Consider the following 13,414-nt stretch of genomic DNA (forward strand, 5'->3'; position numbering starts at 1 on the left):
GGCTCACCCGATCCGCCGAGGGAACATTTCTGGCGACGTAAGCCCGCCTTACGTCGCCAGAAATGTTTCCTCGGCGGCGTTGTCGGCTCAGAACAGCGGCACGGACCGCAACACGAGCGCCAGGCCGTCGTCCTCGACCGGGGCGGTCACCTCGTCGGCGGCGGCCTTGACCTCGTCGGGCGCCTGCCCCATGGCCACCCCGCGGGCGGCCCAGCGCAGCATCTCCAGGTCGTTGCGCTGGTCGCCGACGGCGACGGTGTCGCCGGGCTCGATCTGCAGCGCGCGGCGCACCTGCTCCAGGGCGGAGGCCTTCGAGACTCCCTCGGGCGTCAGGTCGAGCCACGCGGTGTAGCCGACCGCGTAGTTGACTCCGTGCAGACCGATGTGTTCGACGAGGTGCTCGAACTCGGCGCTCGTCGCGGTGGTGTCGCGCACGCACACACGCGTGACCGGATCGCGGATCAGGTCGTCCCACGAGACCTCCCGCAGTTCGCCCTGCAGTTCGCCGTCGGGGAAGCGGCCGTTCATCCGGAAGCCGACGCCCATCTCCTCGACCGCGATGACGGCGTTGGGGAACTTCTCGCGCACGACGGTCAACGCCGGAGCAGGGTCGAACGCGACGGTCTCGACGATCTCGTAGCCGCCGGCCCGGCTGGGGTCGAGCCTGACGGTGACGGCGCCGTTCGAGCAGACCGCGTACCCCTCGTGGATCCCGAGCAGGTCGGCGATCGGGGTCGTGGCGATGACCGACCGACCCGTGGCGAGGACGACGACATGCCCGGCCGCACGGACCTCCTGCACGGCGTCGTAGACGTTCTCGGAGAGGTGCCCGTCGTGATGCACGGTGGTGCCGTCGATGTCGAGGCAGATCATCGCGCGGCGGCGGAAGTCGACCGCGCCGACCCCACCGATCTCGCTGGTGGCGCCGGCCTGGTCCAGGCTCTCCGAGTGCGTCATGGCGTCAGGACCTCCAACCCGACGTACGGCTGCAGCGCGGCCGGCACCCGCACCGACCCGTCGGCCTGCTGATGGTTCTCGAGGATCGCGACGAGCCACCGCGTCGTGGCGAGCGTGCCGTTGAGCGTCGCCGCGACCTGGGTCTTGCCGTCGCCGTCCTTGTACCGCGTGCCGAGGCGGCGCGCCTGGAACGTCGTGCAGTTCGACGTCGACGTCAGTTCGCGGTAGCGACCCTGCGTGGGCACCCACGCCTCGCAGTCGAACTTGCGCGCGGCCGGGCCGCCGAGGTCGCCGGCGGCGGTGTCGATGACGCGGAACGGCAGTTCGCAGCGGGTCAGCATCTCGCGCTCGAAGCCGAGCAGCTTCTCGTGTTCGGCCGTCGCGGTCGCCGGGTCGCAGTAGACGAACATCTCGAGCTTGTTGAACTGGTGCACGCGGATGATGCCGCGGGTGTCCTTGCCGTATGAACCCGCCTCGCGCCGGTAGCAGGTCGACCACCCGGCGTAGCGCAGCGGCCCGTCGGACAGGTCGATGATCTCGTCGGCGTGGTATCCGGCCAGCGCCACCTCGGAGGTGCCGGTCAGGTAGAGGTCGTCGGCCTCGAGGCGGTACACCTCGTCGGCGTGCTGGTCGAGGAACCCGGCACCGGCCATGGTCTGCGGCAGCACGAGCGTCGGCGTGATCGCCGGGGTGAAACCGTTCTCGATCGCCAACTGCAGACCCATGTTGAGCAGGCCGAGTTCGAGGCGGGCCCCGGCGCCGGTGAGGAAGTAGAACCGCGACCCGGCGACCTTCGCACCGCGACCCATGTCGATCGCGCCGAGGGACTCGCCGATCTCGAGGTGGTCCTTGGGCTCGAAGTCGAACTGCGGCAGCTCGCCGACGGTGTCGATGACGACGTAGTCGTCCTCACCGCCGGAGGGCACGCCCGGCTCGATGATGTTGCCGATGCGGCGCACGAGGGTGTCGAGGTGCTCCTGCGCGGCGCCGGCCTGGGCGTCGAGGGCCTTGACGTCGTCGGCCATCGTGGCGCCCTGCGCCTTGAGCGCCTCGGCCTGCGCCTCGAGCTCGGCGATCTGTGCGGCGTCGCCGCCGCCCTTGCGCGCCTTGGTCAGCCGGCCCATGACCGGGCCGAGCTGCTTGCTGGCCGCCTTCTGCTCGGCGCGACGGGCCTCGAACGCGGCGATCGCGCTGCGGCGCGCGTCGTCGGCGGCGAGCACCTCGTCGACGATCGCGTCGTCCTCGCCTCGGGCGTGCTGGCTGGCGCGCACGGCCTCAGGGTTCTCGCGCAGAAACTTGATGTCGATCACGACCGCCACCCTATCCGTCGGCGCCGACGCACCGGAGCGCCGTTCGGGCGCGTCATCGCGGCCCCACCCCTCATCACGCCGGCGGCGCCACGAGGTCGCGCACGATCCGGGTCAGGCCCAGCCACCACTGGTGCTTGGGCCGGCGCTGCTCCCACTCGACGAGTTCGGGCATGCGGGTGATGGGCGTGGCGTCGAGGTCACCGCGCTGCAACCCGATCATGAGGGCCTCGTCGCCCTTGCCCGCGAACAGTTCACCGATCGCTTCGATGCTCCGCGCCGCCATGCGGGTGGCGAGGATGCGGTCGAACGGCGTCGGGTCACCGCCCTGCTGGATGTGCCCGAGCACGACCTTGCGCACGTCGAAGACGCCGTTGCCCTCGGCCTCGAAGACCTGCGCGATGACATCGGTCGTGTAGTGCGGGTCGGCGCCCTCGCCGTTGACGACGAGGAAGAGCCGGCGTCCCTCGGCGAAGCGTGCGTTGATCTGCCCGACGTCCTGGTTCAGCAGGTCGAGGGTGAGGTCCTCCTCGGGCAGGTAGACCTGCTCGGCTCCGGTGGCCAGCGCCGACATCAGCGCGAGGTACCCGCAGTTGCGGCCCATCGTCTCGATGACGAAGACCCGCCGGGCCGCCATCGCCGACTGCTTGACCCGATCGACGGACTCGACGATGAGGTCCAGGGCGGTGTTCGCCCCGATGGACAGTTCGGTGGCCGGCAGGTTGTTGTCGATGCTCGCCGGCAGGCAGACCATCGGGATGCGCAGCGCCGGGTACCGGTCACGTTCGGTCCACAGGCGGTGCACGCTCTCATAGGCATCGAATCCCCCGATGACGAGCAACGCGTCGATGCCGTACCGCTCGATCTCGCGCGAGATGTCGTAGAGGTGGTCCAGCGGCACGACGCCACGGCGGGAGCCGAGTTCGGCCCCGCCCTCGCCGACCAGGCCCTCGGCGTCGCGCAGGGTCAGTTCGCGCACTCGCCCGGTGCGCAGCCCGCCGAACCCGCCGGTGACGCCGAGCATCGTGTGGCCGGCGTCGTGCCCGAGCCGCACCGCCGCGCGCATGGCGGTGTTCATGCCCGGCGCCAACCCGCCACCGTGGAGGATGGCGATGCGCGTGGGCTGCGCACGACTCTCCTCCGGCTTGGGTTGGGCCAGGGCCGCCTGGATCTGGTGGAGGTTCGTGAAGCTCGCGCCGCGGGCCTTCATGGCCGCGTCGTACTGCCCCGAGTCGACCAACGTGGCGATCGCCCGGTTCTGCGTGACCATCCGCATCAATGGGCCGACCCAGACGCGGTTGTGGCGCAACGCGATCAGCTGGCCCTCCTGGTGGGCCTGGGCCGAGAGCAGCTCCTGCACCGCGGCGTAGCCCATCATCGTCGCCATCGATCGATCGAACGCGCCCGGAGCGCCGCCGCGCTGCACGTGCCCGAGGATCGTCACCCGCGCGTCGTCGCCGCGCTTCTCGGCGATGACGTCGCGCACCATGTCCGCGGTGATCGGGTTGCCCTGACGGTCCCGGGCCCCCTCGGCGACGAGGACGATGCTGGAGCGCCCGCCCAGGGAGCGGCCGAACTCGAGCGCTTCGCACAGGGCGTCCTCCCAACCGTCCGGCGGCGGGTTCTCCGGGATGAACGCGTAGTCACAGCCGCCGGCGATGGCGGCGGCCAGGGCGAGATACCCGCAGTGCCGACCCATGACCTCGACGACGAAGGAGCGCTGATGGCTCGCCGCGGTCGAGGCGAGCGCGTCGATGGCCTCGACGATGCGGTGCAGGGCCGAGTCGGCGCCGATGGTCATGTCCGTGCCGACCATGTCGTTGTCGATCGAGCCGACGATGCCGGTGACCATGAGCGCGGGGTGCTCGTCGGCCTGGTCACGGGCCAGGTCGCCGGCCTCGACGAGTTCGTCGAGCAGCCCGCTCCAGAGCTGGGACAGTTCGTCGACCCCGGCCAGCGAACCGTCGCCGCCGATGCAGACGATGCGGTCGATGCCGACCCGGACGAGGTTGAGCGCCGCTCGCCGCAGCCCCGCACGCTCGCGGAACAGGGCCGAGCGGGCGGTGCCGATGACGGTGCCGCCGCGGTGCTGGATGCCGCCGACGTCGTCCCAACCCAACTGGGTGATGTGGTCACCACCCTCAACGAGGCCGTGGAACCCCTCCCGGATGGCGAACACCTCGGCCCCGAACCGGACTCCGGTGCGAGTCACCGCGCGCACCGCGGCATTCATCCCCTGGGCGTCCCCACCGGAGGTCAGCACGGCGATCCGACGAGGCTTGGTCTGCGACACCATGAACCCATCCTGCCCAAGGGTTCACCGGACCGCTCGGCGAGGTTGAGGTAGCGTCATCGTGTGCAAGGCTCATGGACCTTTCTGGCGCTCATCGTCGTCGTGGTGGGGCTGCTCGTCGCCCTCAATCTGTGGCTCGCCCGGCGCGGCTCGGCCGGCGCGTCCGCGCGGCTCGCGGCGGGACCCGTCGTCGGCCCTGAAACCGGCGCTGAATCCGGCGCTGAAACCGGCCCCGAGGCGGGCACCGATGGCTGATCGGCGCGCCACCACGCGCCCCCATCGTTCCTTCTTCACCCGCCGCACGCCGCAGGCCGCCCAAGCGGAGTCTCGTGCGCGCCGGGCCGCGGTCATCGTCAACCCGACGAAGGTCGGCGTCGACGACACGCGCACCCGCCTGACGATCATGTCCCAGCGTCTGGGGTGGGGCGACCCGCTCATCCTCGAGACCACCGAGGACGACCCGGGCGAGGGTCAGGTCGCCGAGGCGCTCGAGGCCGGCGTGGACCTGATCTGCCCGCTGGGTGGGGACGGGACCGTACGCGCTGTCGCGACCGGGCTGGCCGGCACGTCGACGCCGATGGGTCTGCTGCCCGGCGGCACCGGCAACCTGCTGGCGCGCAACCTCGGTCTGCCGATCGACTCGGTCGATGACGCCTTCGAGGTCGCCTGCACCGGACGCAACAAGAAGATCGACATCCTGCGCATCACGGCCGATCACGGCGCTCCCGAGGTCGGTCTGGTCATGGCCGGAGTCGGGTTCGACGCCACGGTCATGGCGGACACGAACGAGAACCTCAAGGGCGCGATCGGGTGGCCCGCCTACATCGTCTCCGGTATGAAGCACGTCATCGGTCATCGGTTCAACGTGCGCATCTCGATGACCGGATCGCTGCCGCGGCCCAAGCGGGTGCGCAGCGTCATCATCGGCAACTGCGGTGAACTGCAGGGCGGGATCCCGTTCCTGCCCGACGCGCAGGTCGATGACGGGATCCTCGACGTGGCGGTGCTGTCACCGCGCACGACGTTCGAGTGGGTCAAGGTCATCGGCGCGGTGCTGACCCGCTCGACCGAGCGTCGGCTCGAGCGGTTCACCGGAGCGGTGTGCACCATCGACCTGGAGGAGCCGCACCACTTCCAGATCGACGGCGACGCGGTCGGCGAGGTGTCGCACGTCGAGGTCGAGGTCGACCCGGCGTCGCTGATCGTGCGCGTACCGAACTGACGCTCAGCCGAACAGCTGCCGACCCCAATCCTCCCCGCCGCGCAGGCCGGGCGGGCAGAGGAAGATCGCCGATCCGGTGTGCTCGATGTACTCGTTCAACCGGTCGGCACGGGCGAGCGCGCGCTGCATCGGCACGAACTGGCCGTGGGCGTCCCGGCAGAAGGCGATGAACAGCAGCCCGGCGTCCAGGTGTCCGAGGTCGTCGCTGCCGTCGGTGAAGTTGTAGCCACGGCGCAGGATCTTGATGCCGCCGAGGTGGTCCGCGTGGGCCAGGCGCACGTGCGATCGCGCGTCGATGTGCGCAGCGCCGTCGAGCGCGGTGGCGTGGAAGTCGGGCGCGTCGAACTCCCGGGCCTGCCCCAACGGCGCTCCTTCGCGCTTGGTTCGCCCGAACACGAGCTCTTGCTCCTGGAGGTTGGTCCGGTCCCAGATCTCGATCCGCATGCGGATGCGGCGCACGACCTGGTACGTGCCACCGGCCCAGCGGGCGGTGGCGGAGCGCAGATCGGCCGGGTCGATCCACACGTGCTCGGCCAGGGCGGCCGGGTCCTCGGCCTTGAGATTGGCGGTGCCGTCCTTGAAACCGAAGAGGTTGCGGGGGGTCGGCTGGCTCGTCGAGGTGGCGGAGGTGCGGCCGAAGCCGAGTTGGCTCCAGCGCACCTGCACGACCCCGAAGCCCATCCGCACGAGGTTGCGCACGGCGTGGACGGCGACCTGGGGGTCGTTCGCGCAGGCCTGGATACACAGGTCACCACCGGAGCGCCGTGGGTCGAGTCGATCGCCGGCGAACGGCGGGAGGTCGCGCAGCCCGCTCGGTCGCCGGTCGGCCAGGCCGAAGCGGTCGTCGAACAGGTCGGGGCCGTACCCAATGGTGATGGTCAGGCCATGCGGCGCGAGGTCGAGCGCCTCTCCGGTGTCCTTGGGCACGCCGTACGGGCCGCCGCCGTCGACTCCACCGGCAACCGCCTCGCTGCCCTGGGTCATGCGTTCGGCGGCGTCGGTCCACGCGGTGAGCAGGTCGCGCAGGGCATCGGCGTCGGTCGTCACGACGTCGAGGGCCACGAGGTGGAGCGACTCCTGCGTCTCGGTGACGATGCCGGCCTGGTGCTCGCCGCGGAAGTCGTACGTCAGGTCGGCCGGGTTTGCCCCGTCGCCGGCCGTGCCGAATGCGCCCGCGGCGGCCGGCCCCGATCCACCCTGGGTGGCGGCCAACCCGCCGGCCAACAGCGCTCCGGCCCCCAGGCCGACCATGCTGCGGCGGGAGACACCGGACATCAGGCGACCGCGGCCGCCGCCTGGGCGGCCGCCTCGCTGTAGGCGTCCAGCGCGGCCGAGAGTTCCTTGACGTCGCGGTCGGTCAACGCCGTGTAGGACTGCCACCCGTCGCGGCCGGTGCGGTGCTGCGCGAGCACCTTTTCGAGGGCCTTCTGCCGGTCGGCGATCGTGGCGGCCAGCGTCGGGTCACTCGCGGTGATCATCGGGGTGAGCGCGGCGAGCGCGGTCGTGCAGCCGTCCAGGTTGGCGGCGAAGTCGTACAGATCGGTGTGGGAGTAGCGCTCCTCCTCGCCGGTGACCTTGCCGCTGGCCATCTCGTCGAGGAGCGCCTTCGACCCGTTGGCCAGGTCGATGGGCTGGAACGTCGCGCCCTGGGCCTCCTTGGCCAGGAGTTCGACGTCGGCGAGCAGTTGGTCGGCGACCCTGCTGGACTCCGCGGTCAGGCCGGTGCGCCAGAGGTCCTTCTCCAACCGGTGGTAGCCGCCGAACGTCTCGCCTTCCTCCAGTCCGTCCTCACGCCCGTCGATGCGCGGGTCGAGGTCGCCGAAGGAGGCCGCGACCGGCTCGATGCGCTCGAAGTGGGAGCGTGCGGTCGGGTACAGCGCCTTCGCGCGGCTCGTGTCCCCGGCCTTGACCGCAGCGACGAACTGCTCCGTGCCGGTGACCAGGGCAGCCGCCTCGGCCTTGACGTAGCGCTGGTAGGTCGAGGTCGCCTTCCGGGCCTGGGCGCTCTGGGTCGGGCCGGCGGTCGTGCCCGACGCCGAGGGGGCGGGGTTCGGGTCGGCGCTCGAGGTCGAGCAGGCGCTCAGCAGAGCAGCACCGGCCATCGTGGCGGTGGCCACCACGGCCAGACGACGCGAAGCGAGACGGCGCGAAGCGAGACGACGAGGGGTGACACGGCGAGCGGGGAGCAGCGGCATGGGGGGTCCTGTTCGGTCACGACGATCAGATGAGGCGGCGACCGACAACTCGGGGCCAATCCGTAAGGTAAGGCTTACCTTACGGACCGTCAATTCGAGCCGTCGTCCTCTTCTCCCGACGCCGCCTCCATGTAGTCGAACAGGGCGTCGGCCATCGGGGTGTTGTGATCGTGGCGCAGGGCGCCGGAGCCTCGGCGCATCAGGTCCAGGACGAGCAGACGCACGCCGAGCAGGACGTCGGGTTCCTCGAGCAGCAGCAGGACCGCCTCGTCCGAGGACTCGACAGGCAGGCGCAGCGCCTCCGTCGGGCCGGCATCGCCGCCGTCGAGGACCACGGGTTCGACCCGATCGGCCAGCGCCCGTGGCACCTGGGTCCCGGCCGCGAGGAACAGGTCCCCGTCCGCGCGCGGACCCACCGAGGTCGAGACGGCTGACAGCCCGAAGACCTCGGTGCCGCCCACGCGCACGGACACCAGCCGGGGCTGCGTCGGGCCAACCGCGGACTCGGGGAGCACTGCCAGGCTCCACCAACGCTCCTCCGTTTGGTCGGCGGCGGGGAGCGCCACATCGACGAATGTGGCCGCGGCGAGGAACACGTGGGGGAACGTCTCCGACTCGGCCAACCGTCCGTAGGCCAGCACCTGATCGGTGCCGTAGTCGTCGCCGGCCGATCGGTGCGCCGACAGCGCGGCCCGGTCGGCCGGATCGAGAAGGACCATTTCCCCGAGCAGCCACCCGACCTGCGCCACCGGATCGACCGTGCGGTCGAAGAGCACCGGACTGGCCGCGAGCCCGTCGAGAAGCACGTTGCGCACGCGCGAGCCGTGCCCCCGCAGCGCTGTGACGATCGTGTCCTGCGCGTGCGCCATCTCGTGCACCAGGGCCGGCACGTACTCGATCGCCTCGATGTCCTCCGGCCACCGGCGACGCATGGCGGAGAAGGAGTGCGGCAGGTCGACCGTTCGGCCCACCCACGCGTCTCCGTTGGCGAAGTGGATGACGTAGAGCCCCGGCCGGGCCATGACCGGATCGACCTGCCGAGCCAAGGACGTGAGCTCCGTGATCTTCCAGCGGATCACGCCTTCGGCGTCGGCAGGGTCGATCGGTTCACTCATGGGGTCAGTGTGTCAGCCCCGCCCTCGCCCGCCTCGGGAGCCGTCTTCGGCGGCGTGGTCTTGGCCGGCGGCGCGGCCTTGACCGGCGCGGCTGTCTTTGCCGGCGCGGCCTTCTTCGCGGTGACCTTCTTGACCGGCGTCGACTTCTTGGCCGGGGCTGCCTCCGTCACGACCGGCGCTGCCTCCGTCACGACCGGAGCCGTGCGCGCCTCCGTCTCGGCCGCACGCGCCTGCGCCTCGCGGTTGAGCAGTCGCTCGTTCTCCCCGGCGATGTCGGCGAAGATCGGCGCCCAGTGCTCCACCAACGGACGGCTGCCCATGAACAGCCCCAGGTGGCCCGCCTCGAAGAACCGGCCGTGCACGTGCTCGCGCGGGGTGCCGGCGTACTCGGCCAGCGCCCACACCTGCTCCGGCGGGGTGATGTGGTCGCGCGTGCCGGCCAGCAGGTACAGCGGCACCGTGATCCGACCCAGGTCAACCTTCTCGCCGCCGACCTCCAACGTGCCCTGAATGAGTTCGTTGTTGACGAACAGGTGCTCGACGGTCCACAGGTAGAACGCCCCGGGCATCGCCTGCGGCGTCTCGAACCAGGCGACGAAGTCGAGGTAGCGCTCGACATAGCTTTCGTTGCCGATGTTGCCCCACAGGTCGGCGAACCGCTCGGCCTCGCCGGCCGGCTCCATCATCTTGAAGCCGGTGATCTGGTTCTCGCCGCGGTGCACGCCGTGACCGCCCTTGACCAGCGCCTTGTAGACCGCCATCGGGTCAGGCATCATGCCGAAACGCTCCACCCAGTCGTGGATCGAGGCATTGCCGGCCTGGAAGTCGATGGGCGCGGCACCGATCGTCAGCGTCGTGACGGCCTGGGGTCGCAGCGCGGCGTAGATCGTGGCCAGCCACCCGCCCTGGCAGTCGCCGACGAGGTTGACCCGGCCGCCCAGTGCGGCCACGGCCTCGTCCATGATCGCGATGTAGTCCTCGATCCGGGTGTTCTTCGTCTCCTCGGTGGCGCCGAGCCACTCGAGCACGTAGACCTGCTCCAGGCTGCGCAGCGCGAACCGCACCTGACTCTGCTGCGGGCTGTAGTCGACGATCGTCGAGGCGTGACCGGCCTGGGGCGGCAGCAGCAGCGTCGGGATGCCCCCAGTGCCGTCGGAGAAGTCGAGCAGTCGCGCGACGGGCCACTGCGCGGCGACCCGGTGCTCGGTGACCCACTTCGGGTTCGGCCGCGCGGTCACCGTGGACCAGAACCGGACCACGTCCGAGGCCACGTCCAGCGGCGTCGCGCGGCGCTTCATCGCCCGGGTCCAGTAGTCGACCCAGTTGGTCGCCCACACGGCGGCGGCATCGAACGGGGCGAAGAGCCACTGGGTGGACTGCTTCTCCATCACGTGCTCGAGGTGCGCCCCGACAATGGGCTCGAACGGCACGGCAGGCTTCGCGGCGGCGCCGTTGCCGCGGCCTCGGGTGTCATGGGTCGTCACGGCCATGCCGCGTCCTTCCTCACAGGGTGGATCGTTCCGGGCAGAGGACTGGCCTGCCGCCCAAGGGAGGGCAGCAGGCCAGTGCTGCGTCATCGCCTCCTCGGGATCGTAACCCCGAGGAGAGGCGAATCACTTGAGGATGTCGCGCGCGGCGTTGGTCCAGGCCTTGGTCACGTCGGTGATGTAGTTGACGTGAGCGGTGGTGATCGCCTTGATCAGGTCGACCTGGGTGGCGTCGGCGGCCTGCTGCGAGAACTGCAGGACGTCGGTGAGGGTCTTCTCGTAGAAGTCGAGCGAAGCGGTGCCGTTGTTCTTGGCGGCCTCGATGATCTTCTCGTTGAGGTCGCGGACGCGACCGGCAGCCTGCTCGAAGTCGGGGGTCATGTTCTCGGCCATCTTGGTGAACTCCTCGTTCATGATGCGCTCCTAAATGTTGGGGGGTCGTGCTGTTAGCAAGGTTAACACGTCGCCTGCTAACACGACAACCCCCGCGCACGGAGCTCCGTACGCAGAGGTTGTCGGGCGACCCACCACGCCCGGGGCTCACCCCCCGTGCACGTACCGCCCCGGTGCCTCGCCGAGGATCCGATGGGTGTCGCTGCCCATCGACGGCGGGTCGATCAACGCCCCGGCCCGCTCGCTGCTCCACACGGCCCAGTCCTCCCACCAGCTGTGACCCTTGTGTCGTTCCACCGAGGCCTTCCACGCGTCGGAGTCGGCCGGGCTGCCGGCATCCTTGCCCGGCTCGAGGGCCTCATACCAGGCCTTCGGCCCGGGCGGGTTGACCACACCGGCGATGTGCCCGCCGCTGGAGAGGACGTACCGGACCGTGCCACCCTGGAGGCGCACCGCCTGGAACGAGGACGTCCACGGCACGATGTGATCGTTGATCGCCCCGACGACATAGCCATCGATCTTGATCTGCGAGAGATCCAGCTTGACGCCGCCGATGACGTACTCGCCCTTGGCCAACAGGTTCTCCCCATAGAGGGAGTGCAGGTACGAGGCGTGCATGTCGGCCGGCATCCGCACGGCGTCGACGTTCCAGGCGAGCACGTCGAACGCCGGAGACTCCTCACCCATGAGCCACCGCGTCGGGATGTACCGGAAGATCAGGTCGCGCGGCCGGAGGACGTCGAACGCCGTGGCCATGTCCTTGGCCGGCAGCACGCCACCCTTGGCGTCCATGCGTACCTGGAGGCGCTCCAACGTGGCGTCGTCGACCATGATGCCGAGCTCGCCCGGGTTGGAGTAGTCGAGCAGGCTGTTCATCGTCGTGAGCGAGTTGACCCGGTCATCCCCGCGAGCGACCAGGTGAGCGGTGGCCATCGTGACCATCGCCCCGCCCAGACACAGCCCGAGGAGGTCGATCTTCTCGTGGCCGGTGATGTCCCGGACCACGTCGATGGCCGTGAGAACACCCTGTTCGAGGTAGTCGTCCATCCCCAGGTGCTGCATCGACTCGTCCGGGTCGCGGTAGCTGATCATGAAGACCGTGCGCTGGTGGCGAATCGCCCACTCGACCAGGCTGCGCTCCGGCGCGAGGTCCATGACGTAGTACTTGTTGATCCACGGCGGGCTGAACAGCAGCGGGATCTCGTGCACCTGCTCGGTCTGGGGGGTGTACTGCAGGACCTCCATCAGGTCGTTGCGATAGACGACCTTGCCCGGCGTGCACGCGAGGTTCCCGCCGACGGTGAAACCGGAGTCGTCGACCTGCGAGGGCAACCCGCCGCGCTCCATCAGGTCCTCGACGAAGAACTTGGCCCCACGGACCAGGGAGAGCCCGCCGGTCTCGATCGCCCGCGTCAGCACATCCGGATTGGTGAGCGGGAAGTTCGTGGGCGACAACCCCTCGACCGCCAGGCGGGCACCGAAGGCCGCCTTGCGATCGTGGACGTCATCGTCGTTGTTGCCCGCGGCGAGTACCTCGTCGACCAGGTTGCAGGTCAACGCGTACATCTGCTGGATGGCGAAGTATCCGGCGTTGTCCTTCCACGCCCGGTTGCCGAAGCGGCGGTCCTTCGGGTCGTCGGGGACAATCGCCGTGGTCTCCACCCCCGCAGCCCGAGCGGCCGCGGCCAGGCCGGCCTGCACCACTCCGGTGGAGAACCTCGTGGTGGCCGCCGTCAGGGCGACCGGGTTCTTCAGGGCCCGGCCCAGCACCTGCTTGGTCGCCGGCAGCAAACCGAGGGGGTCATACTTCGCGGTCGCCTCCAACGCGGCGCGACGGGCCGCGTCGACCGGCATCGGCGGCCATTGGACCCGCGGCTGCGGGCCATGCGCCTCGGGTACGGCCGAGGGTGTGATCGGGTCGCCGGCATCGGGCCGGTTGTGCTCTGTCATGGGTTCCCCCCTGTGTAACGGAAGATCGGCTGGGCCACGCATGCGGGACGCGCGGCCCCCGGCTCGGTGAGTTCCCACGTGGAGGTGACATTCGCTCCTCCGGGAATCGCCTTGACCTCGTTCACAGTGGCATACATGACGAGTTCTCGCCCGACGGGGAGCGGTGCTGGGAAGCGCACCTTCTCGAGGCCGTAATTGATGATGGCCTCGGCGTCGGTGACGTCGAGGAGTTCCCAGAAGAAGTGGATCGCGAGCGACAGGGTCAAATACCCGTGGGCAATGGTCGAGCCAAACGTGCTCTGGGCCGCGCGCTGCGGATCCACGTGAATCCACTGACGATCTCGCGTCACGTCGGCGAACGAGTCGATCATGTCCTGATCGATCTTCACCGGGTCGGTGGGGCCGAGGCGCTGACCCACCAGAGAGGTCAGGTCGGCGATGACGACGTTGTGCAAGGCCATGTCTGCTCCCATCAGAGGCGAAACGTGGTCATAA

General features: G+C 69.9%; 12 protein-coding genes. 2 read left to right on the forward strand and 10 right to left on the reverse strand.

Annotated features, from left to right (window positions below; genetic code table 11):
- Positions 1–87: 87 nt before the first annotated feature.
- From KD1_RS08205 to KD1_RS08215, 3 genes are all read right to left on the reverse strand, one after another.
- Positions 88–957, reverse strand: coding sequence for an HAD family hydrolase (locus tag KD1_RS08205; RefSeq protein WP_083542286.1), 870 nt, complete (start codon positions 955–957; stop codon positions 88–90).
- Positions 954–2,267 carry a serine--tRNA ligase gene (gene serS / locus KD1_RS08210; protein WP_068400290.1) on the reverse strand — a complete coding sequence of 438 codons (1,314 nt, stop codon included), beginning with the start codon at positions 2,265–2,267 and terminating at the stop codon, positions 954–956. Before serS ends, KD1_RS08205 begins: the two co-directional genes overlap by 4 nt.
- 73 nt (positions 2,268–2,340) lie before the next feature.
- A complete protein-coding gene (locus KD1_RS08215) occupies positions 2,341–4,560 on the reverse strand; it encodes a 6-phosphofructokinase (RefSeq protein WP_068400247.1) in 2,220 nt (739 codons plus the stop codon).
- A 60-nt stretch (positions 4,561–4,620) separates the two neighbouring features.
- Between KD1_RS08215 and KD1_RS08220 the strand changes: the two genes are divergently transcribed.
- Together KD1_RS08220 and KD1_RS08225 are read left to right on the forward strand one after the other, a co-directional pair.
- A complete protein-coding gene (locus tag KD1_RS08220) occupies positions 4,621–4,812 on the forward strand; it encodes a hypothetical protein (protein WP_068400250.1) in 192 nt (63 codons plus the stop codon).
- Complete coding sequence (locus KD1_RS08225; protein ID WP_245627329.1) at positions 4,805–5,779, forward strand: diacylglycerol/lipid kinase family protein; 975 nt, start codon at positions 4,805–4,807, stop codon at positions 5,777–5,779. The genes KD1_RS08220 and KD1_RS08225 overlap by 8 nt, the downstream gene beginning before the upstream one ends.
- 3 nt (positions 5,780–5,782) lie before the next feature.
- Here the strand turns inward: KD1_RS08225 and efeB are convergent, their stop codons facing one another.
- The 7 genes from efeB to KD1_RS08260 form a co-directional block, all read right to left on the reverse strand.
- A complete protein-coding gene (gene efeB / locus KD1_RS08230) occupies positions 5,783–7,054 on the reverse strand; it encodes an iron uptake transporter deferrochelatase/peroxidase subunit (RefSeq protein ID WP_068400253.1) in 1,272 nt (423 codons plus the stop codon).
- Positions 7,054–7,974: an iron uptake system protein EfeO gene (gene efeO, locus KD1_RS08235; protein ID WP_068400255.1), complete on the reverse strand. Its 921-nt coding sequence runs from the start codon at positions 7,972–7,974 to the stop codon at positions 7,054–7,056. The genes efeB and efeO overlap by 1 nt, the downstream gene beginning before the upstream one ends.
- Before the next feature lie 89 nt (positions 7,975–8,063).
- Entirely contained in the window at positions 8,064–9,089 is a 1,026-nt protein-coding gene (locus KD1_RS08240) for a hypothetical protein (RefSeq protein WP_068400258.1), read from the reverse strand.
- Positions 9,086–10,579 (reverse strand): alpha/beta fold hydrolase, encoded by a 1,494-nt coding sequence (locus KD1_RS08245; protein WP_068400261.1) that lies wholly within the window; start codon positions 10,577–10,579, stop codon positions 9,086–9,088. The genes KD1_RS08240 and KD1_RS08245 overlap by 4 nt, the downstream gene beginning before the upstream one ends.
- A gap of 123 nt (positions 10,580–10,702) precedes the next feature.
- Entirely contained in the window at positions 10,703–10,990 is a 288-nt protein-coding gene (locus KD1_RS08250) for a hypothetical protein (RefSeq protein ID WP_068400264.1), read from the reverse strand.
- 126 nt (positions 10,991–11,116) lie between these two features.
- Positions 11,117–12,919, reverse strand: a complete 1,803-nt coding sequence (locus KD1_RS08255) for a PHA/PHB synthase family protein (RefSeq protein ID WP_217995842.1) — start codon at positions 12,917–12,919, stop codon at positions 11,117–11,119.
- Positions 12,916–13,380 carry a MaoC family dehydratase gene (locus KD1_RS08260; protein ID WP_083542287.1) on the reverse strand — a complete coding sequence of 155 codons (465 nt, stop codon included), beginning with the start codon at positions 13,378–13,380 and terminating at the stop codon, positions 12,916–12,918. The genes KD1_RS08255 and KD1_RS08260 overlap by 4 nt, the downstream gene beginning before the upstream one ends.
- Positions 13,381–13,414: the final 34 nt, after the last annotated feature.

This window comes from Kribbia dieselivorans NBRC 106261 (assembly GCF_001552435.1).
Classification (GTDB): Bacteria; Actinomycetota; Actinomycetes; order Actinomycetales; family Dermatophilaceae; genus Kribbia; species Kribbia dieselivorans.

Bases quoted from the DNA above. Each gene is read 5' to 3' on its own strand.
- KD1_RS08250 (WP_068400264.1), bottom strand. From the start codon at position 10,990: ATGAACGAGGAGTTCACCAAGATGGCCGAGAACATGACCCCCGACTTC.
- KD1_RS08260 (WP_083542287.1), bottom strand. From the start codon at position 13,380: ATGGCCTTGCACAACGTCGTCATCGCCGACCTGACCTCTCTGGTGGGT.
- efeO (WP_068400255.1), bottom strand. From the start codon at position 7,974: ATGCCGCTGCTCCCCGCTCGCCGTGTCACCCCTCGTCGTCTCGCTTCG.
- KD1_RS08240 (WP_068400258.1), bottom strand. From the start codon at position 9,089: ATGAGTGAACCGATCGACCCTGCCGACGCCGAAGGCGTGATCCGCTGG.
- KD1_RS08225 (WP_245627329.1), top strand. From the start codon at position 4,805: ATGGCTGATCGGCGCGCCACCACGCGCCCCCATCGTTCCTTCTTCACC.
- KD1_RS08255 (WP_217995842.1), bottom strand. From the start codon at position 12,919: ATGACAGAGCACAACCGGCCCGATGCCGGCGACCCGATCACACCCTCG.
- KD1_RS08205 (WP_083542286.1), bottom strand. From the start codon at position 957: ATGACGCACTCGGAGAGCCTGGACCAGGCCGGCGCCACCAGCGAGATC.
- efeB (WP_068400253.1), bottom strand. From the start codon at position 7,054: ATGTCCGGTGTCTCCCGCCGCAGCATGGTCGGCCTGGGGGCCGGAGCG.
- KD1_RS08245 (WP_068400261.1), bottom strand. From the start codon at position 10,579: ATGGCCGTGACGACCCATGACACCCGAGGCCGCGGCAACGGCGCCGCC.
- KD1_RS08215 (WP_068400247.1), bottom strand. From the start codon at position 4,560: ATGGTGTCGCAGACCAAGCCTCGTCGGATCGCCGTGCTGACCTCCGGT.